Source organism: Caballeronia sp. dw_276 (assembly GCF_018449635.1).
Lineage (GTDB): Bacteria > Pseudomonadota > Gammaproteobacteria > Burkholderiales > Burkholderiaceae > Caballeronia.
Genome location: NZ_JAAVUV010000020.1, coordinates 15,290 through 38,337 on the forward strand (window position 1 = coordinate 15,290; position 23,048 = coordinate 38,337).

Below are 23,048 nucleotides of genomic sequence, written 5' to 3' on the forward strand. Positions count from 1 at the left end.
TTGAGTCCATTCGTTCATTTGATGGTAGCGGGTGACGCGCTTTCGAACGACGCTACCGTCATTTCAGCGATCAACTTGGAGACGAGATTTATCGTCGGAGCGTTGAACAAGTCATTTGCAGAAAGGTCGACGCCAAACTCCTTGCCCAGGACGGACTTGAGTTCAAGTATCGCGAGCGAGTTGAGTCCTAATGAATAGAAGCCTTTGTCAAGGTCGCCATTCGAATCGAGCTGCAGCTTTTCCCTCGTTTTGAGGTGGTTCAGAATGAACTGGACAATCGAGCCCTGCGAGGCGGCTTTGCGCACTTGCGCCTTTGCAACCGATGAATTAACCGCTGCTCGCCTCTCTACGATCTCCCTGAACAGGGACGCAGCTCGCGTGAGACTTGAAGCTGTTGCCGCCGGATCCAGATCCGCCACGACGTACCGGTCCGTGCTCGTCGCGAACAGTTGCTCGAGGCAATCCAGTCCACGCTCGTGAGACAGCGGACGCAGGCCAATTGTCTCCAGCTTCGAAAGGTCGTCGATGGCCTGCGCCATGCGGCTGTCGCGCCAAATGCTCCACAGATGACACGTGATCCTGGGAGAGTCTGCCCCAAACGGGCTGGAGCGTGCGGTGATTCCGTTCAGGAATCCGTTGGCCATCGCGTAAGGCGCGTGACCAGCGAGGCCCCAAAGGGAGGAGACCGAAGAGAACAGATACACACTCGATATGCGTTCGCCGAATGCATCGACGAGGTTGAGAAAACCGTCGACCTTGGGCCGCCACACTGCGTCGAAATCTTCGCGGGGCAAATCTGCCATCCGGGAGGCCGAGCCAAGAACGCCAGCAGCATGGAACAGCGTGTAAGTTCGGCTTCGGTCGAGCGTCTTGCTCAGTCGGGAAACGACCGGTTGATCGAGCAAATCGCAGCAAACGTATTGGGCGCTGGCACCCTTGGCGGATGCCTCTGCGACGAACGCGGACACAGCCTCCGTTGGTGCACTCTTGCCGACCAGGATCAGATCCTTCACGCCTTGTCGAAGAAGACGGTGCGCCACTCCGAGCGCGAGAGTGGACGCCGCGCCGGAGATAATCGCGCCATGACGAGCATCGGCTGAAACAGGGCCGCCACGCGGCGCTGCGTAAGGAACGGGAGTCAGGCGCTTGACGAAAACGTCGCCTTTCTGAATGCGAGCGTAAAGTTCGACGCGCGAAAGGCCGTTTTCAACGAGCGCGGTCAACGCGTCGAAACTCTTCCGATCGCCAAAATCGTCCACGGCGATCAGCATGCCGCTCGCATGGGGAATTTCGAGCGCCAACGTTGCCATGAGCCCACTCAAACTGCCGAACAGTGGTTCGCCGCCAGGAGAACTCATATCGACCGCGATATGCAACGAAAGTGCGCTTTTGTCAAAGGCCGCCATCGCGCGACAAATCGACAGGGCGTCCCAGCAGATTTGCCCGATCTCGCGCAACTGCTGCGCACGAAGACACAGCACAACGGAACGGGGGGTTAGAGCCGAAAGCGAAGACGTGAGCTCGCCGGCATCTGTGAACACTACGACGCCTGAATCGCCGAACACCGGCTCCGGCACCTGGGCGGAGCGCGGGGTACAAAAAACGATAGAGCCAGGTTCGACGGACGCTACTTCGACCGGCCGCCAGATATCGCGATAAAGCAGCGAACTGAGGGCGTCGGGAGGAGAAGGCGTATGGCTCTCGGAGCTGCCGGCCGCCCCCTTTTCCTGATGGTAATGTTCGACTCGCTCGAAGGGGTACAAAGGCGTTGCACGCACCGCGGGACGTGCCGTTCGAAGTCTCGGCGGCGAGTCGAGAATCCCCAGGCTATAAAGCACGCCGAATGTCGTCAGCGTATTGCAATACTTGCTTTGTCCATACGCTTTGGCAAATTCCGGATTCGTGATCCGCAGCTCGTCCGAAATCGAAAGCACGAGTGTGCCGTCGAGTGCTTTCGGTTCAACGCACGCAATTGTGTTGAAGCGGCTTATAAACTGCGAGTCCGGCTTGGCCGGATACCGGGGGCCAGTCGGCGTTCGATGTGCTTCTCCCTGGCCGCTGAGTGGGGCCAGCCGATCCGGCGCAAGATGCGACGCGACCAGATGAAACAGCGCTGCAGCTGTCTTTGAAGATAGATGTTCACCGGCCCTGGTGGCGAGATCAAATGCCGTTCCGAAAAGATCGAACGCGCGATAGGCATCGAGCAGCTCGTCCGAAGCTTCTGACGCGTCTGCCGAACAGAAGGAAGCTAGCTTCCAACGCGTACTCGCAGCAGCTGAAGGACTCCTTGACAATGCATGCAAGGCATTGCGCACTCCTTTTTTCAACCCGTTCACGTCTTCGGCAAGCAACGAGATGCGCTTTTCGTGATGGTCGAAATACTGTGCTTCTTGTGCGACGTATGAAAATGAAACCCCGCCACCGGCGTCCGAAGCTTCCAGTAGCCGTTCGAGCTGGGTCAGTCGTATTTCAAGAGCGGACGCAGTTTTCGCGGAAATACCAATCAAGGAAGGACCGGAGATAGCTGCGGACGGCGTCGACTCGGCATTTGGCGCGGATTCGATCAACGCATGAGCGTTCCCGCCGCCGAAGCCAAACGAGCTGACCGCGACTCTGACCGTCGCGCTCGGGTCAAGCGCTGTTGACGTCTTATTGATAAGAACGTCGTCGCAGTATTGGGCGATGAGCGGATTGATTTCCTCGAAATTACTTTGCGGCGGGGCCAACCGATGCTTCGCGACAAGGACGGCCTTGATGAAACCGGCGACTCCGGCGGCAGCCTCGCAATGTCCGATATTTGCCTTCACGGAGCCAATGCGGACCGGACCGGCGGAGAATTTTTTGATCTGTGAGGAAAGTGAGCGAATTTCGATCGGATCGCCCAGCTTCGTGCCGGTTCCATGCGCCTCGATATAGTCGAGACGGGTTTCATGTAGCCCGGAGCGTAGCCAGCATGCGGCAATCAATTCTGCCTGAGAGGCCGGGTTGGGCGCTGTCAAACCATACGAAGTACCGTTATGGTTGGTTGCAACCGACTTCACGACAGCGTGGATTTGATTGCCGTCGGCCTGTGCATCGGCCAATCGCTTCAGCATGACAAGTCCACACCCTTCGCCGCGTACATAACCGTTCGCGCGCGAATCGAACGGCCGGCATTGACCGTCCGGCGACAACATGTTCGCGCTCATGAACGCGACAGTGGAAAGGTGATTCAGTATGAGATTTACCCCTCCGGCAATCGCAATGTCCACGGCTCCCGATTCCAACGCATCGCAGGCGAGTCCGATGGCCGTGAGCGATGAAGAACAGGCGGTGTCCACCGCCAACGCGGGACCGTGCCAATTGAAGTGATAGGCTACCCTTCCAACCGTTGTCGCCGCCGAATTCCCAACCGCGTGATGGATTGAAATACGATCTCTCGCGCCGAGGCGCCCAATGATGTCGTGCAGATAATCCGCATTGCTGATGCCGACAAAAAGCCCAACCCTCGCGCCTTCAATATCGGTGCTTGCAACAAGGGACGACTCCAACAGGTGCACGACGGCCTCAAGAAGCACTCGCGCCTGCGGATCCATCGCCTCTGCTTCGCGCCCGGATATCCGAAAGAATTTGTTATCGAACGCATATGGGTTGCTGATCAATCCAGCGGTAGACGCGGCTTTCAAGTCCATGCCAAAACGTGCGCACGCGTCTGCAAGCATCTGATGGAACGGGCGCCCGCTTGTTGCGGAGAAGCACGACTCACCGTTGCGGATGACGTCCCAGTAATCCGCGACGCTCTCCGCACCGGGAAAACGACAGTGCATGCCAACGACGGCAACATCCAGTGCGCCCATCGACGGGTTTGGGGACACGGCTCATTTTCCTCGTGAAGAAGGTTGTCTTCGAGCAACTGCTTGCGACGGATTCCACCTGAGCTTCAGAAAGCGACGCTTACCTCCAAGCCGCTCACCTTTGTAGATCGCGTATTTCGGCGCCACCGCGCCCCAGATTCGATCGAGGTAAGGAAGAATTCCCGAAATGTTCCCGCGGGCGTCAATGTGATGAAAATAGTGATAGTCGCCTCCTTCATAGAGCGGAACGAGTCGCACGGGATCCCACCAGAACGCATAGCCGCAGTGGCCGACAACCGATTGCCAGATTCGAATGGCGAGCCATATCCAGATTACGTAGATGTTTGCGCCCATGAGAAGCGGAGCCACTTGGCCCGTAGCCATCAAAATCAGAAACTCTGCAAAGTGAAAATAGGAGTTATCCATTGCGCTCGGATGAGAGACGCGATGATGAATAGAATGGATTTTCTTGAAAAACCAACCTACATGGAGAGCCTTGTGCGCCCAGTACGTAAGGAAGTCGTCTACGTAGAGGAAAATGAGAATCTGAAGGATTACGACCCACCACGGCGGCATGGGGCCTGCGTGAACGCCTAATAGCCGCACGACGGGCCATGCAATCGTAAGGATCACCAACAGAACGGCATTATGTCCAAACAGAAGTCCGAGCGATTTCAAAAAAATATTCCGACACGTTGATGGGTCTGTCAGACACTTTGTATTTGCGTGCCCAGACCGGATCAAAGTGTGCGATCGCACTAAGCGGAAGGGCGAACAGCAGATAAAGAAATACACCCAGGATGGTCGTATAGATCGGGAACATCAGAAACATTGGATCCCGATACGCCGACAAAAGATACTCGTACATTTAGTTTTCCTCCCCTACCCGGCACTCGTTGAATCCTTCGGACAGGTACAGTGCTCGACACGCGGATCTTCGCAATTTTCCGCTCGATGTTTTCAAAAGACGGTTTGGCTTTACCAAAACCACGTCGCTTACAAAGACTTGAAGTGTGTCCATGACGATCTTCCGAATCCCGGATTCGAGAGCCGCTATTGCCTGCGGCTTGGCACGCGGGGCCGTTGATTCGACAAGCAAGACGACGGCTTCAGAGCCCTCCTTGGAAATCCCGAACGCAACGACTGAATTCGGTCGATCGCTTCCCACCTCGCCGCTGACAAGATCTTCGATATCGTTTGGATAAATATTGCGTCCGCGCAGATTGATTGTGTCTTTCAGTCGGCCGAGCACGTACAGCTCGCCCACCTCGACATACCCAAGATCGCCTGTTTTAAAGTATTCCTCATTATTAAGCAGAAGTTTTGAACTTTCGGCCTTGGTTTTTCCAAGATAGCTATCGAAGATGCCGGCGCCACCAACCAGAATTTCACCAACTTCCCCGTCGGCGAGAACGACATGGTTCATTGGATTCACGACACAAACTGGCACGCCCTCAAGCAACCTGCCGCATGACACCAAATCGTTGATGCTCCGATCAGGATGGGCTGGGGACGCACGCGCAGGACGGTACCCCTCGCCTGTAGGCGTACCTGTAACAAGCAATGTTGCTTCTGCCAAGCCGTAACAGGGCATCATGGCGCGCGGATCGAAACCGGCAGGGGCAAGCTTCTCGCAAAAAGAATCTGTCACCCGCCTGGAAATGGGCTCTGCTCCATTGAACGCGACGCGCCAGTGGCTAAGATCGATACCGGCAAGGTCCTCAGGGGACACCTGGCTGCCCACGAGCTTGTAGGCAAAGTTCGGCGCTCCCGTGATTGTCGCCTTATATTCGCTAATGGCACTTAACCAGCGTGCTGGCTTCTGAACGAACGCGAACGGATCGAGGCAAACAAGATTGATGCCATAGCGCAACGGGGCGTACACGAAACCTACCAATCCGAAATCGTGGAACATCGGCAACCAGGTCAACGCGATATCGCTCGCCGAGTAACGACAGTGTCTCGTCATGAGATCGACGTTGAACTCAAGGCTCTTCCGCGTGACGATTACACCCTTCGGGTCTGACGTCGAACCCGATGTGTATTGCACAAAAGCGATATCTGCAGTTGCCGCGGGAGATCCGGAAATAGGCGACAAGACGCCTTGCCTCAGATCCTCCATTGTCGCAACCCGCCGTTCACCGATCTCAAGCAGCACGCTCGCCGTCGCTGGACTATCGAGAATAGTTGCGCAGACATCCGCGTCTCGCGCCACGAGTCTCAGGCGTTCTTGTTGGGCCTTTGAGCGCGCGACGCTCACCGGAACAACAATTACGTTCGCCAGAAGACACGCTGCTATGAATTCAATGAACTCGATGCCATTTCGCAGGCAAAGAAGAACGCGACGCCCACGCCATCCCAGACGCAACATCTCTGCAGCCAGGACGCTCGCCGAAGCGAGAATTTCTTCATGCGTCTTTATTCGAGAAAGCGCTCCGGTCCGACTAAGCTCGACGACAGTAGCAGTGCGGCCGAGACCTGGCTTGAAAAAAGTTTGATCGTAAAGATCCGTGACACTTGGGCGAGAGGAGATTGGTCCTTGGCGATTGAGACCGGCATTCGATACCACGCTCGACCTCTCCCCCGAAGAAATCTCACCTGCTTTCATGCCGTACCCCATATTAAATCGTTGTGCATATTTTTTATGAAACTACTTTTTATGACGTCAATGTTAGGTTAGCGAAGTATCTATTTTCTTTCTTTGATAAAAGTCAGGGGAATTTGCGTCTCCGATAAACTAAGTAAAACGTCTTGACAATCTGATGGTCAAGATAAAATCGCGGCATGCGCAATAGATGACAACAAGAGCTGGAATGTTTTGCTGCAACGCTTGCGGGTACCCGGAAGCACTCGATCAATGGAAGGCGTGCGAACAGAAATGTGCGTCCAAATAATGTCTTCAACAGGACCCGTTCAAGCGCGGTTTATAGCTCGAATAAAGATTTGAAGCCGCTTCAGAAGTGAATGACGGCCAGAACCGGCCACGCGGCGCGGCGCCGGATGGGGAATCAAGCGTGATCCTCCGGTTCAATACGGCAGCAGGTGCGGGTATAAATGATGATCAAAGGAGGCGCAATGTCAACGCCTTCCCCTTGATGCGATATTCAAACGGACTGTCTGTCTTGTCTCACTCCGCAACGGCTAGGCCGGCACCCTGAAAGCACAATACGAAGTCAGAAATTCAAAACCGCTCGGTAACCAAGTCGTCTTCTTTAGCTTGAAAGAATTATTTTTATCCTGACTTGGTTTTGTTTGAAGCTACATTGGCAATCAAGTGGCGAGGAAGACTCGCCCTCTTGCGCTTCTGACCGCCAACGAGCCTTTCCGGGAGTCATGCACGGCAAGCCGCCGCATATGTCCTGATCACCTGCCGCACGCGATCCTGAACCAGCGCGAGCGGCTCGTTTTTCAGTTGACCGCGACGCACTGCCCAATATTGATCGGGCAGGAACTGGCTGAGCAGATTCTCCGGAATCTTCAATGCGCTCAGGTTATCCAGCAGCGTCTGCGCTGCCTTCGTGATCTCCGGGTCAGCCCAGTAATATCGCACGCGATCGCTATAGCTGTACGTGCGTAAAACGCGTTGCTGTTCGGCATCGCCGTGATAATACTTTTCCCAGTTGCCGGGGTTGTCGAGCATCACGCGCTCGACTACCGCGCGCAGATTCGAGCGCTTGTCCTCCGATACCAATTGCGTTTCGATATCCGCCAGAGCGTACAACGCCTCGCGCAAAGCGAACGTCACGCCGGGACCGACCTTGAGAATGCGAAAGCCATCGATGACCAAAGCCGCCAGCGCTTCCGGCGTTTGGTAATCGGTGGAATGCGCCTCGAAAACCATGCCGGGCAGATCATCGAGCGCGCTTTTCAACGACTCGGCGCGCGGCGGCACGTAATCAATCACCTTCGTATGATCGAACTCCACACCCGGCTGCACGACCAGCGCAATCACGCGCGGCCACGTGTCCTGAACACCCTGTTCTTGCCACGCTTTTTTATGGACCAGCGCCGTTTCAACCGCCGCTTCACGCGATGTCGGCTCGACGATTTCAAGCTCTTCCGCCGCGCCGCCCGGCACCGGCACTTCCGTGCCGATCACATACACCGGGCTCACGCTCAAACTCGCGCGCTTCACAGCTGCTTCGGCGACAGCGCACAACCGTGCGGCCCTTGAGGCAACCACCGCATCCGACAACCGCTCGGGATCATCGGCGCAAGCCATGCTGGTATCGAGGTGAAGCTTCGTGAATCCCGCCGATGCATACGCGTCGATCAACGCATCCGCGCGTTTCATCGCTTCTTCGGCTGGAAGGTGACGCCACGCGTTCGGCCCGAGATGATCGCCGCCGAGAATCAGATGCTCATGCGGGTAACCGACGCGCTCGGCAATCGAACGCACGAACTCGACGAAATCCACCGGCTTCATGCCCGTATAACCGCCGTATTGATCGACCTGATTCGAGGTCGATTCAATCAGCAACGGCGTCCCGTCTTCCAGCGCCTGCCGCATGGCCGCTTCGAGCACCCACGGATGCGCGGAACAAATCGAATAGATGCCGGCGAGCCACGCCGACGCCGGATGCGCATTGCTCAAACGCGAGACGATCGAATTCATGACATCACTCCGTGGTTGCCGTTGCTAAAAACGCGTCGAGTTCGGCGAACGTCGCCGTGCCTTCCATCGGCCCTTTTACACCGACCGCACGCGCGCCGCTTGCGCTCGCATATTTGAGCGCGGTTTCCACGTCCATGCCTTGCGCGCGGCAACTGATGTAGGTCGCGCCGAAGCAATCGCCCGCGCCGGTTGGATCGAGTTCCTCGACCTTGAACGCCGGGCGATGTGTCTCGCCGTTGGCATCGAAGAAACTGCAGCCTTGCGCGCCGCGCTTCACGACCACTTCCTTCACGCCGCGCTTGAGCAATTCATCGATAGCCCCACGCTCCGATGTCGCGCTCGCCAGCAACGTGACTTCGTGACCACTTGGCAGGAAGACATCGGTGTAATCGAGGATGAAGTCGAGCGCATCGCGCATCTCCGGAATCCGCAGCATTTCCTTGCGGATGTTCGGATCGAAGCTCACCGTGCCGCCGTTCTTCTTCACCGTTTCGATAGCCTGCTTCATCGCTTCGATGATCCTGAACGAGAACAGCGACGAACCCATCACATGGAAATTGCCGCAGTTCGCAAGCAGGTCTTCGCGCAAGTTCGCGACCGACAATTGCGCCGATGCGCTGTTCGTAATGTTGTAGATGAAATCGCGATCACCGTCTTCCCGGTACGTGACAAACGCGCTGCCCGTGGTGGCGTCTTTCAGCACGGCGATGCCGGAAACGTCCACGCCATCGGTGCGTAATCTTTCGACGTTGAGCACGCCGAAGTCGTCGTCGCCCACGCAACCGATCATCGCGCACGGGCTGCCGAGCTTCGCCACCTGATCGATGAAAATCGCCGGCGCGCCGCTCGCAAACGGGCCAATCAGCGTGCCTGGTTCGCTGAAGCGCTGGCCGATCTTCGTGGCCATGATCTCGACCAGGATCTCGCCCATCGCGACGATGGTGCCGGCCTTCGAGGGAACACCGTTTGAATTAGGCATGACGTTTTTTCGTTTGAACATCGATACACACCGCGACCAGAATCACGATGCCTTTCACGATGAGTTGATAGAAATACGGAACGCTCAGCAAGTTCATGCCGTTGTTGATGACGCCGATGATCAGCGCGCCGATCAGCGTTCCGGTGATCGTTCCGTAACCGCCCGAGAGACTCGTGCCGCCGAGCACGGCTGCGGCGATGGCATCGAGTTCATATCCGATACCGGCATTCGGCTGCGCCGAATAAAGGCGCGACGTCATCAGCACGCCGCCAATGCTCGCAAGCAATCCCGAGATCATGAAGATCATGATTCGCAGACGGTTGACATCGATACCCGAATACAGCGCCGCCTCGCGATTTCCGCCCGCCAGATACGCCTTGCGTCCAAACACGGTACGCGAGAGCACGAAGTGATTCAACAAGAGCAGAACCGCGAGAATCCAGATGGGCAGCGGAATGCCGAGCACGGAGCCGTTGCCGAGAAAGGCGAACGCGTCGTTATCGATGGAAATCGGCACGCCGTTCGAGGTCAAGTACGCGAAACCGCGAAACACGCCCATGGTGGCGACGGTGACAATGAACGATGGAATGGTGAGCAACGCCGAAAGCGAGCCGTTGATGGCCCCGAGAACGAGCCCGGTGCCCATGGCGGCGAGCACCGCCACGAACGGCGACGCGCCGTGCTCCAGCGCAAACGCGCAGACGGTTCCGACCAGCGCCATGGTCGCGCCGACAGACAAGTCGATATCGCCAAGCAGCAGCACGTAAGTCATGCCGAAGCCGAGTATCGCGATGATGGAAACCTGCATCACGACATTCAACAGATTGTTCACGGACATGAAGTTGGGCGACAACGCCCAGAAAAATCCGCATAAAACGATCAGGCCGACCACGATGCCGCCGTAATGCCTGAGCGCGCGATTGAATGCGCCGCTTGCGTGCGAGCGGCGCGTCGCCGCGCCGCTGAGTTGACTCGGGTTCATGCTGTTGTGGCTCCCGTTGCGTACGACATGACTTCTTCCTGCGTCGGACCTTGAGCGTTGAATTCATGGACGATGCGTTTCTCACGCATCACGACAAGCCGGTCGCTCATGGCGAGCGCTTCCGGCAATTCCGATGAAACGAGAATGATCGCCGTCCCGCTCGCGGCGAGTTCGCGAATCACGCGATAGATTTCGAATTTCGCGCCAACGTCGACGCCGCGCGTGGGTTCATCGAGAATCAGGACTTTGGGTTTCAGCGCCAGCCATTTCGAGAACACGACTTTCTGCTGATTGCCGCCGCTCAGGTTTCCAACGGCTTGGAACGGACCCGATGCGCGAATGTTCATGCGCGCGATGGCGTTCGCGGTTTCATCGCGTTCGAAGCGGCGATTCAAAATGCCGAAGCGCGAACCGTGTTCTTCGAAACTCGCCATCGTCACGTTGTTGGCAATGGAATGCATCAGCACGAGACCTTCGTGCTTGCGGTCTTCCGTGACGAACGCAATGCCTTCGCGAATGGCGTGCGCCGGATTGCGCAACTTGAGGCGCTTGCCGCTCATCGAAATCTCGCCGCTCGGCCGGCCGATGCCGAACAACGCCTTCATCACGTCAGAGCGTCCGGCGCCGATCAGGCCGAAGAAACCGAGAATTTCACCGGCGTGAATCTCGAAGCTGATGTTTTCGAACTGGCCGGGCAACGTGAGACTGCCAACCTTCAGCAACGGCAATGATGGCCGCATATAAGGCGTCTCGCGCCGCGGATAAACATCGTTCATTTCGCGGCCGACCATCATCGCGATCAAAGCACCAATGGTCGTCTGATCCTTCTGCAACGTCGCTATGTAGCGGCCGTCGCGCATGACCGAGATATCGTCGGAGATGCGCATGATCTCGTCCATCCGGTGCGAGATATAGACAACCGCAGCGCCCTTCGCCGTCAGCTTCGTGACGATATGAAACAGGATCTCCGCCTCACGATCGCTCAAGGACGACGTGGGTTCATCCATGATCACAAGCGATGCATCGCGGCTCAGCGCCTTCGCGATTTCCACGAGTTGACGCTGCGCCATGGAAAGGCGCGATACGGGCGCGGTTGCGTCGATATCGATACCGAGGTCATCGAGCAAAACCTGCGCTTGTGCATACAGACGCTTGAAATCGACCACGCCAAAACGACGCGGCTCGTGCCCCGCGAACATGTTCTCGGCGACGCTCAGGTTCTTCGCGAGACTCAGCTCCTGATAGATGATCGCGATACCCGCTTTCTGCGATTCGCCGGGACTCGCGAACGCAACGGGCGCGCCGTGCATCAGGATCTCGCCGCGCGTTGGCGCGTGAACGCCCGCGAGAATTTTCATCAGCGTCGATTTTCCCGCGCCGTTTTCACCGAGCAGCGTATGCACGCGGCCCGGCAAAATCGTCAGCGACACGTCCTTGATCGCCTCGACCGGACCGAACGATTTTGCGATGCCGCGCAGCTCGAGCAAGGCTCGATCTGCGTGAGGCTTCAATACGGTATTCATTTCACCGACGCGTTCAGATACTGCCCCGGCGTCACCGGCTGCAGCTTCGGCACGGCTTGCTTGGCCGCGACCTTGACGGCCGTGTCGACCGCAAGCGCGCCCATTTTGTCCGGATACTGACGGATCACGCCGACGAAGTTCGGGTTTTTATCGACCGCGGCGCGTGCTTCCGGCATGCCGTCGAAGCCGATCACCTTCACCTTGTTGCCTGCCGATTTTCCTGCGACCGCTGCGGCCATCGCGGCGTCATCGCCAAAACCGAAAATGCCTGCGAGATCAGGATTCGCCTGCAACATGTTCTGCGCCGCGCTCAGCGCATCGGCACGCGTGATGCCCGGCTGGATCGCGACGATCTTCACGTCCGGGCATGCGGCCAGCGCCTTCTTGAAGCCCGTCACGCGGTCGATCACGGATTGAATCGTCGGATAATCGATCACGCCGACCTTGCCCTTGCCGCCCAGCACCTTGCACATCAGCGTGCCGGCTTGCAGGCCGCCGGCGTAGTTGTCGGTGGCTATATGCGATGCAACTTCAACGCCTGCCGCGCTGATATCGACGGTAATGACAGGAATGCCGGCCTTCTCGGCCGTCAGCACAGCCGCTTTCACGCCCTTGGAATCAACCGGCGAAATCACGATCACATCGACCTTCTTCGTGACGAAATCCTGCACGTCGGCAATCTGTTTGCTCAGGTCCTGATTAGCAATCGCAATGTCGATCTGCGCGTGATCCTTCGCGGCTTCCGCTTTCATTGCGTTGGCGAGTTCGACGTAGAACGGATGCTGTTGCGTGAGCAGCGATGCGCCGATTTTTACATCGGCGGCGTTTGCGGCCGTGGCTGTAACAGCAGTGACGAGAACGGCCAGCATTGAACGACGAAACATAAACATGTCTCCAGATATTGTTTAGGGTTGCTGATTACGAAATTCGAGAATGCCTTCTTCACGCCGGTTCACATCGAGTCCGGCTTTGAGAATGAGTTCGAGCGTGGGCGGGTCGATAGCGTCATCGAGGACCAATCCGCCAAGACGGCTTACATGGCAAAACGCCTTGCCCTCGCCTTGCAGCGCGGGCTGGAAAGCCACTACTACGATACGTTTCGCGTTCTTCAACGCCGCTTTATAGACGTCGGCAAGACGCGGATCGGCGCACAGCAAATTGCCTTCGCGATCAAAGCCCATCGCTTCGAGCACAACCAGATCCAGCGATAAAGCCGATAACGATCGCTCCGCATCGGGCCCGAGAAGAACCGTCGAATCGTCGTCGAGCGTTCCGCCGGAAAGACGCAACTCGCAGCGCATGAAACGCTGGACGGTCGGCACCATGGCGATGTCGTTCAACGTCAACGCGAGATTCGCACGGTCCGCGAGCAATGGCAAAAGCTTGTGCGTGATCGTCCCGGCGCCGATAAACACAGACGCGTGGTCATCGATGAAATCCGCCGCCAGCCGCGCGATGGCCATATCGGCGGCCTGGCGCGTTGCGCTCGCCGACACCGCCGACAACACGTTTTCGCCCGGCCGCTGCGCGACGTAGCGCGCCTTGCCGAACGCGCGGATGAGATAACGCTGCTGCTCGAGGTAATTGAGGTCCGAGCGAATGGTCACACTCGACACATCGAACGCGGTCGCGAGTTCATCGACCGATACCTCGCCCCTCTTGCGGACAAGTTCGACAATTCGAAGACGTCGATGAAGCGAGTTTTTATTGGCCAGCACGAACAAACCACCTTTGCACTTTCGTTTCGAAAGATTCTAGTTTCGAAACGAAAGAGACGCAAAGCGGTTTGTCGTCGGTGTTTACCCGCGTTTCAGATGCGTTTTCGGTATCGGAGGGCGTAGACGCCAATCAGGACGACCATAAACGCGAATCCGTAGACGAGCGTCATGCGGAATTCCGAGGTGAACGCGGTCGTGATCATGATCGACGCCATCAGGCCCGCGCCGAGCAAACTGCCGATTGGATGCAGGATCATGCGAAAGGACAATGCGGGACCGCGGTAACGCGCACGGAAAAAGAGATGCGTGACGAAGATCATCAGCCACGCGAACATCGCGCCGAAGATGGCGAGCGACATCATCAAACCGAAGGCCATCGTCGGCCAGAACGCTGTCAGGATGGTCGCGAGCGCGATGCCGATCGTGGAGATGGAAAGCGCTGCGGTCGGCACGCCGTTCGCGCTGAGGCGCCCGAAGCGCGCCGGCGCGTAACCCGCGCGCGACAGGCTGAACATCATGCGCGTGGTGATATAGAGCTGGCTGTTCATGGCCGAAAGCGCCGCGACGAGCACCACGAAGTTGATCACCCCGGCCGCGTAGGGGACGTGCGTGGCGGCCATCACTTTGACGAACGGGCTTTCGTCGGTGCTCGCCTGCGTCCATGGAACGATGGCAAGCATCAACGCGAGCGTGAGCAAATAGAACAGCACGAGCCGGAACACGGTCGACCTGAACGCTTTCGCAACCGCACGTTGCGGGTCCCGCGCTTCGCCCGCCGCGACCGCAATCGTCTCGATATTCAGGTAACTGAAGATCGACACGATCACCGCAAACCACATCCCTTTCAAGCCGTGCGGAAAGAACCCGCCGTGCGCGGTGAAATTGCTGAAACCCACACCAGAAGAGACCGGCGCGCCGTACACAAACACGGCGCCAAGCAGAATAAACGCGACGATCGCAACGATCTTCAACATCGAAAACGCGTATTCGATGACGCCGTACACCTTCACGCTCGCCGCGTTCACGGCGATCAACGCGCCTGAAAATCCAACGATCCAGTACCAGCCCGGCACATTCGCAAACCAGTACTTCATGAACACAGCCACCGCGCTGACCTCGGTGCCGACGGCGAACACAACCGCCGACCAGTACGCGTATCGGACGAGAAAACCCGCAAGCGGCCCGATATAAAACTCCGCGTACGCGCCGAACGATCCCGACGTCGGATGCGCGACGGTCATTTCAGCAAGCGCGCCCATCAGCAACAACGCAATGACCGCGCCTATTGCGTAGCTCAGCAAGACGCTCGGCCCGGCGAAGCCGATCGCAAAACCGCTGCCCAGGAACAACCCCGTTCCAATCGCGCCGCCGATGGCGATCATCGACATCTGTCCGGCCGTCAGACTCCGGTGCAGCCCTTTCTCCCGTTCGACAATGGTCTCGAACGACCCACGTTCAAAGCTCAAATCAACCTCTTGAAGTCAAGATCCGCAACGATCGCGGACACAAAAAAGCGAGGCGGCGCGGAAAATTTCTCCGCGCCGCCTCGCCGATGATGACACACCTTACGCTCGCGTCATCTGACTTCAGTCACCACCTGCTTGTCGCTTACTCCACCTCGACCGCTTCCGGATTCGGATTGCGCGGGACCGGACTTTCGTCGAACGTCAGCGACACCTTGTCGTTTTCGTCCACGTCGACCGTCACGCGGCCGCCCGTCATCAGCTTGCCGAACAGCAGTTCGTCCGCCAGCGCACGACGAATCGTGTCCTGTATCAGGCGCTGCATTGGCCGTGCGCCCATCAGCGGATCGAAACCGTGCTTCGCCAGGTGCTTGCGCAAGGCGTCGGTAAAGACGGCATCGACCTTCTTCTCGTGCAACTGATCTTCCAGTTGCATCAGGAACTTGTCGACCACGCGCATGATGATTTCTTCATCGAGCGAACGGAAGCTGATGATCTGGTCCAGACGATTCCGGAACTCAGGCGTAAACATCCGCTTGATATCGGCCATTTCGTCGCCGGTTTCGCGACGGTTCGTGAAGCCGATCACCGATTTCTGCATCGCTTCGGCACCCGCGTTCGTCGTCATGATGATGATGACGTTACGGAAATCCGCCTTGCGACCGTTGTTATCGGTCAACGTGCCGTGGTCCATGACCTGCAGCAGCACATTGTAGATATCCGGATGCGCCTTTTCGATTTCGTCCAGCAACAGCACGCAATGCGGCTTCTTCGTGACGGCTTCAGTCAGCAAACCGCCCTGATCGAACCCGACATATCCAGGAGGCGCGCCAATCAGCCTGCTCACCGCGTGACGTTCCATGTACTCGGACATGTCAAAGCGCAGCAACTCGATACCCAGCGTGAACGCCAGCTGCTTCGCCACTTCCGTCTTGCCGACGCCCGTCGGACCCGAGAAGAGGAATGCGCCGATCGGCTTGTCCGTCTTGCCGAGACCAGCACGCGCCATCTTGATGGCGGCCGCGAGAGCGTCGATAGACTGATCCTGCCCGAACACCACGCTCTTCAAGTCGCGATCCAGCGTCTGCAACTTGCTGCGATCGTCCTGCGAAACGCTTTGCGCCGGCACGCGCGCGATCTTCGAGATGATCTCTTCGATCTCGTTCTTGCCGATGGTCTTCTTCTGCTTCGACTTCGGCAGGATGCGTTGCGCCGCGCCCGCTTCATCGATCACGTCGATCGCCTTGTCCGGCAAATGACGATCCGTGATGAAACGCGCCGACAATTCAGCGGCAGCCGACAAAGCACCCGACGAATACTTCACGCCGTGATGCTCTTCGAAGCGCGACTTCAGGCCGCGCAAGATCGCAACAGTCTGCTCGACGGTCGGCTCGGCGACATCGACCTTCTGGAAACGACGCGACAATGCTGCGTCTTTTTCGAAGATCCCGCGATATTCCGTGAACGTGGTGGCACCGATGCACTTCAACTGACCCGACGACAACGCCGGCTTCAGCAGATTCGATGCATCCAGCGTACCGCCCGATGCCGCGCCCGCACCAATCAACGTATGAATTTCGTCGATGAACAACACCGCGTGCGGGCGTTCCTTCAACTCCTTCAACACCGTCTTGAGACGCTGCTCGAAATCACCCCGGTATTTAGTACCGGCGAGCAAGGCGCCCATATCGAGCGAATACACTTGTGCATCCGCAAGAATATCCGGCACTTCGCCGCGCGTAATGCGCCAGGCCAACCCTTCAGCAATGGCGGTCTTACCCACGCCAGCTTCGCCTACGAGCAACGGATTGTTCTTCCTGCGGCGGCACAGCACCTGAACAACGCGCTCCACTTCCAGTTCGCGGCCGATCAGCGGATCGATCTTGCCGTCCTTCGCGAGCTGGTTAAGGTTCTGCGTGAATTGCGCGAGCGGTGTTTCCTTTTGCGCAGCCGCGTCTTCCGCTTCCGGATTCGCGTCGCTGCTCGCCTTCGCCGCGTCACCCGTATTCGTCTTCGCGATACCGTGCGAGATGAAATTGACAACGTCGAGGCGAGTCACACCCTGCTGTTGCAGGTAGTAGACGGCGTGCGAATCCTTTTCGCCGAAGATAGCGACCAGCACGTTCGCGCCGGTGACTTCCTTCTTACCGTTCGACGTTGATTGCACATGCATGATCGCGCGCTGAATTACGCGCTGAAAACCAAGCGTGGGCTGAGTATCGACGTCGTCCGTACCGGGTACGGTGGGCGTATTGTCATGAATGAAATTGCGCAGGTTTTGCCGCAAATCTTCAATGTTTGCTGCGCATGCACGCAACACTTCAGCCGCGGTCGGGTTGTCCAACAAGGCCAGTAAAAGATGCTCGACCGTAATGAACTCGTGCCGCGCCTGACGTGCTTCCATAAACGCCATGTGCAGACTAACTTCCAGTTCCTGGGCAATCATGCTTCCTCCATCACACACTGCAGCGGATGACCCGCTTGCCTCGCGTGGCTAACGACTTGCTCAACTTTGGTCGACGCAATGTCCCGCGTATAGACCCCACAAACTCCCCTGCCCTCGCGATGAACCTTCAGCATGATCTGCGTCGCAGTCTCACGATCCTTATTGAAATGTTCCTGCACAACGAACACGACGAATTCCATCGGCGTGAAGTCGTCATTCAGCAGCACCACTTTGTACATGGACGGCTGTTTCAGCTTTTGTTCCTGCCGCTCCAGTACGGTGCCATCCTGCTTGTTGGGATTGATCGCCATACGCCCATTCTAAACAACTTGGACAGGCTCGCCATCTCGCCAAAACTCCGTTCGCCATATAGGCCGAATCGATGTCGCCGCACACTTCGCGCAACCTGTCGCTTGCTGAATTCCGCCGGCTCTTCTTACCGAACCGACCCTCTTGAAACACCGTTGAATCCAGTATCGCACAGCTCTCAAAAAAACGAATTGTTCACCTTGTGCGGCCTGCCTTAATCGCTTCCCAGACGACTTTGCTGCTGTGAACAGGAGCGCTGCGGCCCGCTAGTACTGCGCATGTCCCGTGCCGCTTTTCGCCTGTACTGCATGTGCGACGATTATGCGACTTTTCAAGATGGCGTGCTTGTGCGGCGGGATACGCGCAAAGCGGGAAAAACCCTTGAAATGAGATATTTACAACGGCTTTACGGCCATCTCAAAATTTTCTTGACACCTGATTTAAGAGATTAAACAATCAAATTGGCATTTTTTTCCGAAGCGTTTCAGGTGAAGAAAGGCCGAGGTGAGCTTGTGAGGAGGGGGCGGTTCACATAGTGGGTCGTCAAGCTTTTCGAGCGTGCTCGTGGTAGCGACGAGAGTAAGAGGGGAAGTGATGTCAACAGGTACGGTCAAATGGTTCAACGACGCGAAAGGCTATGGATTCATCACGCCCGATGAAGGCGGCGAGGATCTGTTTGCACATTTCTCGGCGATACAGATGAATGGTTTCAAGACGCTCAAGGAAGGCCAAAAGGTCAGCTTCGAGATTGTCCAGGGACCGAAGGGCAAACAGGCATCGAACATCCAGGAATCTGCCTGACCGTTCGAATTAGCGCACTGTCCTCGAAACCCGGCTGCGAGCCGGGTTTTTTTGTTGGGGGATCAGCAAGGCGAAACGATGCGATCCATGGGTAACATTGATTTGTTGTCCCCCATGGATTACAATTCAGCATGCTGAATATTCGTACCACCGAAGTTTTCGACCAATGGTTTAGCCGTTTGCGCGACCTGCGTGGCAGGGTCCGGGTTCAGGCGCGAATCGACCGGTTGGCGAGCGGCAACCCCGGTGATCATAAGTTGGTCGGGGGCCGCGTCTGCGAGTTGAGGATCGACGAAGGTCCCGGTTACCGGGTGTATTACACGCAACGCGGCGGAGTACTGGTAATTCTGCTGTGCGGAGGCGATAAATCCACGCAGCAAGCTGACATAGACCGGGCGAAGAGCCTTGCAGCAAACCTCGACACGGACTGAATCATGACCAAAGTGAAAACTGCAGCTTGGGATTCTGCCGAGCACCTGCGCACCGAAGAGGAAATGGCGGCCTATCTCGATGCATGCCTTGAGGAAGCCGGCGACGATCCGAAGTTCATTGCCCACGCGCTGGGCGTGATAGCGCGCGCTCGCGGTATGTCCCAGCTTGCGCGAGATACCGGAGTGAAGCGCGAAAGCCTTTATCGTGCCCTGTCCGGCGAAGGCAATCCGGAATTCGCCACAATCTGGAAAGTCGTTCGCGCACTCGGCATCCGCTTACACGCTTCAACGACTTGATAAAAAACCCGGAGACTTTGGTCTGCCGGGGTTTTTCGATAAAAGCTACAAGCCTACATATTCTCGACCAGCACCTGCCCGAACCCTGAACACGACACCTGCGTCGCGCCTTCCATCTGGCGCGCGAAGTCGTACGTGACGCGTTTCTGCAGGATCGATGCTTCCATCGACTTGATGATGATGTCAGCGGCCTCGGTCCAGCCCATATGGCGCAGCATCATTTCCGCCGAAAGAATTTCCGAGCCCGGATTGACGTAGTCCTTGCCCGCGTACTTCGGCGCCGTGCCGTGCGTGGCTTCGAACATGGCAACCGAATCGGACATATTGGCGCCCGGCGCAATGCCGATTCCGCCAACCTGCGCCGCCAGAGCATCCGAAACGTAGTCGCCGTTCAGGTTCAGCGTCGCGATGACGTCGTATTCTGCCGGACGCAACAGGATCTGCTGCAGGAATGCATCGGCGATCACATCCTTTATCACGACGTCATTGCCCTTCGGATTCTTGATCTTCATCCACGGACCGCCATCGATGAGTTCAGCCGCGAACTCCTTCTGCGCCAGCGCGTAGCCAAAGTCACGGAACGCGCCTTCCGTGAACTTCATGATGTTGCCCTTGTGCACGAGCGTGACCGAGCTGCGGTTGTTGTCGAGCGCGTACTGGATCGCCTTGCGAACCAGGCGCTCGGTGCCTTCGCGCGACACCGGCTTGATCCCGATTCCCGATGTCTCCGGGAAACGGATCTTCTTCACGCCCATCTCTTCCTGCAGGAACTTGATGATCTTCTTCGCGCCGTCGGACTCCGCCGGCCATTCGATACCGGCGTAAATGTCCTCCGAGTTCTCGCGGAAGATGACCATGTTGGTCTTCTCCGGCTCGCGCACCGGCGACGGTACGCCCTTGAAATACTGCACTGGGCGCAGGCAGACGTACAGGTCGAGTTGCTGGCGCAGCGCGACGTTCAGCGAACGGATGCCGCCGCCAACCGGCGTGGTGAGCGGCCCCTTGATGGAGACGACATATTCCTTGAGCACGTCCAGCGTTTCATCCGGCAGCCACACGTCGGGGCCGTACACCTTGGTCGCCTTCTCGCCGGCGAAGATCTCCATCCAGTGGATTTTCTTCTTGCCGCCGTACGCTTTTTCCACGGCTGCATCGACGACCTTGATCATCACCGGGGTGATATCCACGCCCGTGCCATCGCCTTCGATGAACGGGATGATCGGCTGGTCGGACACGTTGAGGGTGTAATCGGCGTTGACGGTGATCTTCTCACCGTCCGTCGGAACCTGGATGTGCTGATACGGCATGATCGACTCCAATTAAAGCTGGGCTGTAGATTAAGGAAAGGCACGGAAATCGGCGGCAAAAAAGGAGGTAGCCAGGCAATGTCAGCGGCCTTGCTGCCAGGGCCGGGGCACGCCCGAGACGGCTTCGAAGGCTATTCTAGCCCACGGTATGGAGCGTCCGCCCGGATCGCGCTTCACGCCGGGCCGCTGAAGGCGGTGCATTAAGATGCCGGCATCCGCCCGCTCACGCACTCACTTTGCATCAACATCGCACCCATGCCATGCCGCTGATTGCCCTCAACAAACCGTTCGGCACGATCTGCCAGTTTTCGGCGCACGAAAAACATCCGTCGCTGGCTGAATGGGTGAAGACGCCCGGTGTTTATCCGGCAGGCCGGCTCGATACAGACAGCGAAGGCCTGCTCCTTCTCACCGACGACGGCACGCTTCAAGCGCGCATTTCAGAACCGCGTCACAAACTCGTGAAACGATACTGGGCGCAAGTCGAAGGCGCGCCCGATGCAGCGGCGCTCGAACGCCTGGCCGCGGGCGTCGACCTCGGGGATTTCGTCACGCGACCCTGCACGGTGAAGCTCGTCGAATCGGCGCAAGCGCTTTGGCCGCGCAACCCGCCTATCCGATACCGCGCTGCAATCCCCACAACGTGGATCGAGTTGCAGATTACTGAAGGGCGCAACCGGCAGGTACGCCGTATGACCGCAGCGGTTGGTCATCCAACCTTGCGGCTGGTGCGCGTAGGTATCGGCGCGCTCGACATATTCGGTCTCGGTCTTGAACCCGGCGCATCGATGGCCCTGTCTCCTCGCGCGCCGTGGAATGGCATTGTCTAGATGATGCTGGTTTCAGCCCGCGCATCACATTACGAATTCATTTCGTTTTCCAAACGAATTCATATTTAACTCCGCTGAAAATTCACGTCAACCGACTTCCCGCATGCGGCGTTATTCGCAGCAGATGCCTTAAAACGCCATCCGGCATTAGCGAAGAACTGCAACGAACGACCCTTTTATGAAGGCCTAACGTAAGGTTCAAGTGCTCGCAGCGGGATCGAGCTTTTGTTCGAAACCCCTGTCAACCAAAAGGTGGATGGCTCGTTTACCGACATGACTCCAACGACCGGGTCACAAGGTTAAATCAAACTAAAGCTGAGGATTCGCAACATGAACAAACTGATCGCTGCTCTCGTCGCTGGCCTGTTCGCAACGGCTGCATTCGCACAAGCTTCGGCACCGGAAGCATCGGCTCCTGCAGCTGCTTCGACCGCTCACAAGTCGGCACACAAGAAGTCGACCCACAAGAAGGCTACGCACCACAAGGCAGCTTCGGCTGCTGCAGCTTCGGCCGCGTCGGAGTAAGTCGCATCAATTGGTCATAGATCGCGGTAACGCGGCGCTAAGACCAAGTAGTGCCGCCGCGCAAGCGGCATTCAAAGGCAGACACCTACACAGGTTCTGCCTTTTTCTTTTTGCACGTGCTCAAGTAACATGCGCCAGTCATGCCGGATCATTCAGTCAACCGGCTTTATCCCGTGAGGAGTTTCGCCGTGCGTCTTTCGTGGCTTTCCAGGTTTTCACCCCGCTCAGTTTCATCGTTTGACCTTGGCCGGCTGGTTCGCCGTGCGCTCGTGGCACTTGCGGTGCCGCTGGTTTCGCTGGGCGCTCATGCGCAGCAAATGCCGCCGGGCGCGAAGCAACCCGGCGATTTTCCGCACACCAAGCTGACGGCCGGCATGTATGTGATCGACGCCGCCATCGCTTCCACCGATGCCGATCGCGAGCAAGGCCTGATGTATCGCACGAAGCTCGCGCCTAATGAAGGCATGCTGTTCGTGTTCAACGAGCGCGCGGTGCATTGCTTCTGGATGAAAAACACGCTGATCCCGTTGTCGATCGCGTTTATTCGCGAGGACGGCACGGTGACGGATATCGATGAAATGCAGGCCGAGACGGAAAACAACCATTGCCCGCGCAACAACGGCGTGTACGCGCTCGAGATGAGCAAGGGCTGGTTCACCGCGAAGGGAATCAAGCCGGGCATGAAAATTCAGGGCTTGCCGCCCGTTCAATAAGCATTTTCTCTGGCGCCCCGAATCGCCGGCCGCGCCAGTGTCGGACTTTGAAGCCGGCCGCCGCTTTCGAGCGCGCGCCGGCTTTTTGCATTTCGCGGCGCTTAAAGCGCTTCCTTTGCCTTACGCGCGTCGATTTACAGTTTTCGCCGCCCTGGCAAGATTCCTGCAAAGAGAGCCTCGACGCGCTATCCTAATAAACCAGCGAAACGCGCATAACGCTTCGCTCCGGAGCCGCCAAACCGCCATTTTCAGCATTTCGCGCCGGTCTGGCATCAA

Annotated in this window: 19 protein-coding genes; 6 read left to right on the forward strand and 13 right to left on the reverse strand. The window is 57.4% G+C overall.

The window, feature by feature from the left end:
• Positions 1–14: 14 nt before the first annotated feature.
• From HB633_RS29385 to clpS, 12 genes are all read right to left on the reverse strand, one after another.
• Positions 15–3,836, reverse strand: a complete 3,822-nt coding sequence (locus tag HB633_RS29385) for an SDR family NAD(P)-dependent oxidoreductase (protein ID WP_213781644.1) — start codon at positions 3,834–3,836, stop codon at positions 15–17.
• A gap of 21 nt (positions 3,837–3,857) precedes the next feature.
• Positions 3,858–4,511, reverse strand: coding sequence for a sterol desaturase family protein (locus tag HB633_RS29390; RefSeq protein WP_213781645.1), 654 nt, complete (start codon positions 4,509–4,511; stop codon positions 3,858–3,860).
• Positions 4,512–4,701: 190 nt separating this feature from the next.
• Positions 4,702–6,441: a fatty acyl-AMP ligase gene (locus tag HB633_RS29395; protein ID WP_213781646.1), complete on the reverse strand. Its 1,740-nt coding sequence runs from the start codon at positions 6,439–6,441 to the stop codon at positions 4,702–4,704.
• Between the two features lie 723 nt (positions 6,442–7,164).
• A complete protein-coding gene (locus tag HB633_RS29400) occupies positions 7,165–8,448 on the reverse strand; it encodes a D-tagatose-bisphosphate aldolase, class II, non-catalytic subunit (protein ID WP_213781647.1) in 1,284 nt (427 codons plus the stop codon).
• Between the two features lie 4 nt (positions 8,449–8,452).
• The gene (locus tag HB633_RS29405; protein WP_213781648.1) at positions 8,453–9,427 is read right to left on the reverse strand and encodes a sugar kinase; all 975 of its coding nucleotides are present in this window, start codon (positions 9,425–9,427) and stop codon (positions 8,453–8,455) included.
• Positions 9,420–10,409, reverse strand: coding sequence for an ABC transporter permease (locus tag HB633_RS29410; RefSeq protein WP_213781649.1), 990 nt, complete (start codon positions 10,407–10,409; stop codon positions 9,420–9,422). The genes HB633_RS29405 and HB633_RS29410 overlap by 8 nt, the downstream gene beginning before the upstream one ends.
• Positions 10,406–11,932: a sugar ABC transporter ATP-binding protein gene (locus tag HB633_RS29415; protein ID WP_213781650.1), complete on the reverse strand. Its 1,527-nt coding sequence runs from the start codon at positions 11,930–11,932 to the stop codon at positions 10,406–10,408. Before HB633_RS29415 ends, HB633_RS29410 begins: the two co-directional genes overlap by 4 nt.
• A complete protein-coding gene (locus tag HB633_RS29420; RefSeq protein ID WP_255581277.1) occupies positions 11,929–12,816 on the reverse strand; it encodes a substrate-binding domain-containing protein in 888 nt (295 codons plus the stop codon). Before HB633_RS29420 ends, HB633_RS29415 begins: the two co-directional genes overlap by 4 nt.
• A 21-nt stretch (positions 12,817–12,837) precedes the next feature.
• Positions 12,838–13,650 (reverse strand): DeoR family transcriptional regulator, encoded by an 813-nt coding sequence (locus HB633_RS29425; protein WP_213781652.1) that lies wholly within the window; start codon positions 13,648–13,650, stop codon positions 12,838–12,840.
• Between the two features lie 92 nt (positions 13,651–13,742).
• Positions 13,743–15,116 carry an amino acid permease gene (locus HB633_RS29430; RefSeq protein WP_213781653.1) on the reverse strand — a complete coding sequence of 458 codons (1,374 nt, stop codon included), beginning with the start codon at positions 15,114–15,116 and terminating at the stop codon, positions 13,743–13,745.
• A gap of 142 nt (positions 15,117–15,258) precedes the next feature.
• On the reverse strand, positions 15,259–17,559 hold the full coding sequence (clpA, locus tag HB633_RS29435; RefSeq protein WP_056351588.1) for an ATP-dependent Clp protease ATP-binding subunit ClpA: 2,301 nt from the start codon (positions 17,557–17,559) through the stop codon (positions 15,259–15,261).
• A complete protein-coding gene (gene clpS, locus HB633_RS29440; protein ID WP_031359828.1) occupies positions 17,556–17,870 on the reverse strand; it encodes an ATP-dependent Clp protease adapter ClpS in 315 nt (104 codons plus the stop codon). The genes clpA and clpS overlap by 4 nt, the downstream gene beginning before the upstream one ends.
• A gap of 592 nt (positions 17,871–18,462) precedes the next feature.
• Between clpS and HB633_RS29445 the strand changes: the two genes are divergently transcribed.
• The 3 genes from HB633_RS29445 to HB633_RS29455 all read left to right on the forward strand — a co-directional run bounded on the left by HB633_RS29445 (position 18,463) and on the right by HB633_RS29455 (position 19,397).
• The gene (locus tag HB633_RS29445; protein WP_035497884.1) at positions 18,463–18,669 is read left to right on the forward strand and encodes a cold-shock protein; all 207 of its coding nucleotides are present in this window, start codon (positions 18,463–18,465) and stop codon (positions 18,667–18,669) included.
• 131 nt (positions 18,670–18,800) lie between these two features.
• Positions 18,801–19,100 carry a type II toxin-antitoxin system RelE/ParE family toxin gene (locus HB633_RS29450; RefSeq protein ID WP_213781654.1) on the forward strand — a complete coding sequence of 100 codons (300 nt, stop codon included), beginning with the start codon at positions 18,801–18,803 and terminating at the stop codon, positions 19,098–19,100.
• Positions 19,101–19,103: 3 nt separating this feature from the next.
• Positions 19,104–19,397, forward strand: coding sequence for an addiction module antidote protein (locus HB633_RS29455; protein ID WP_213781655.1), 294 nt, complete (start codon positions 19,104–19,106; stop codon positions 19,395–19,397).
• Between the two features lie 53 nt (positions 19,398–19,450).
• On the opposite strand, the gene icd is transcribed toward HB633_RS29455, so the two are convergent.
• The gene (gene icd, locus HB633_RS29460; RefSeq protein ID WP_213781656.1) at positions 19,451–20,704 is read right to left on the reverse strand and encodes an NADP-dependent isocitrate dehydrogenase; all 1,254 of its coding nucleotides are present in this window, start codon (positions 20,702–20,704) and stop codon (positions 19,451–19,453) included.
• 260 nt (positions 20,705–20,964) lie between these two features.
• Here icd and HB633_RS29465 point away from each other — a divergent pair, with 260 nt between their 5' ends.
• From HB633_RS29465 to HB633_RS29475, 3 genes are all read left to right on the forward strand, one after another.
• Positions 20,965–21,534, forward strand: a complete 570-nt coding sequence (locus tag HB633_RS29465) for a pseudouridine synthase (RefSeq protein WP_213781657.1) — start codon at positions 20,965–20,967, stop codon at positions 21,532–21,534.
• Between the two features lie 330 nt (positions 21,535–21,864).
• Entirely contained in the window at positions 21,865–22,059 is a 195-nt protein-coding gene (locus tag HB633_RS29470) for a hypothetical protein (protein ID WP_056351580.1), read from the forward strand.
• A gap of 140 nt (positions 22,060–22,199) precedes the next feature.
• A complete protein-coding gene (locus HB633_RS29475; protein ID WP_213781658.1) occupies positions 22,200–22,772 on the forward strand; it encodes a DUF192 domain-containing protein in 573 nt (190 codons plus the stop codon).
• Positions 22,773–23,048 lie beyond the last annotated feature (276 nt).

Bases quoted from the DNA above. Each gene is read 5' to 3' on its own strand.
- HB633_RS29385 (WP_213781644.1), bottom strand. From the start codon at position 3,836: ATGGGCGCACTGGATGTTGCCGTCGTTGGCATGCACTGTCGTTTTCCC.
- HB633_RS29395 (WP_213781646.1), bottom strand. From the start codon at position 6,441: ATGAAAGCAGGTGAGATTTCTTCGGGGGAGAGGTCGAGCGTGGTATCG.
- HB633_RS29400 (WP_213781647.1), bottom strand. From the start codon at position 8,448: ATGAATTCGATCGTCTCGCGTTTGAGCAATGCGCATCCGGCGTCGGCG.
- HB633_RS29405 (WP_213781648.1), bottom strand. From the start codon at position 9,427: ATGCCTAATTCAAACGGTGTTCCCTCGAAGGCCGGCACCATCGTCGCG.
- HB633_RS29410 (WP_213781649.1), bottom strand. From the start codon at position 10,409: ATGAACCCGAGTCAACTCAGCGGCGCGGCGACGCGCCGCTCGCACGCA.
- HB633_RS29415 (WP_213781650.1), bottom strand. From the start codon at position 11,932: ATGAATACCGTATTGAAGCCTCACGCAGATCGAGCCTTGCTCGAGCTG.
- HB633_RS29420 (WP_255581277.1), bottom strand. From the start codon at position 12,816: ATGTTTCGTCGTTCAATGCTGGCCGTTCTCGTCACTGCTGTTACAGCC.
- clpA (WP_056351588.1), bottom strand. From the start codon at position 17,559: ATGATTGCCCAGGAACTGGAAGTTAGTCTGCACATGGCGTTTATGGAA.
- clpS (WP_031359828.1), bottom strand. From the start codon at position 17,870: ATGGCGATCAATCCCAACAAGCAGGATGGCACCGTACTGGAGCGGCAG.
- HB633_RS29445 (WP_035497884.1), top strand. From the start codon at position 18,463: ATGTCAACAGGTACGGTCAAATGGTTCAACGACGCGAAAGGCTATGGA.
- HB633_RS29450 (WP_213781654.1), top strand. From the start codon at position 18,801: ATGCTGAATATTCGTACCACCGAAGTTTTCGACCAATGGTTTAGCCGT.
- HB633_RS29455 (WP_213781655.1), top strand. From the start codon at position 19,104: ATGACCAAAGTGAAAACTGCAGCTTGGGATTCTGCCGAGCACCTGCGC.
- icd (WP_213781656.1), bottom strand. From the start codon at position 20,704: ATGCCGTATCAGCACATCCAGGTTCCGACGGACGGTGAGAAGATCACC.
- HB633_RS29465 (WP_213781657.1), top strand. From the start codon at position 20,965: ATGCCGCTGATTGCCCTCAACAAACCGTTCGGCACGATCTGCCAGTTT.
- HB633_RS29470 (WP_056351580.1), top strand. From the start codon at position 21,865: ATGAACAAACTGATCGCTGCTCTCGTCGCTGGCCTGTTCGCAACGGCT.
- HB633_RS29475 (WP_213781658.1), top strand. From the start codon at position 22,200: ATGCCGGATCATTCAGTCAACCGGCTTTATCCCGTGAGGAGTTTCGCC.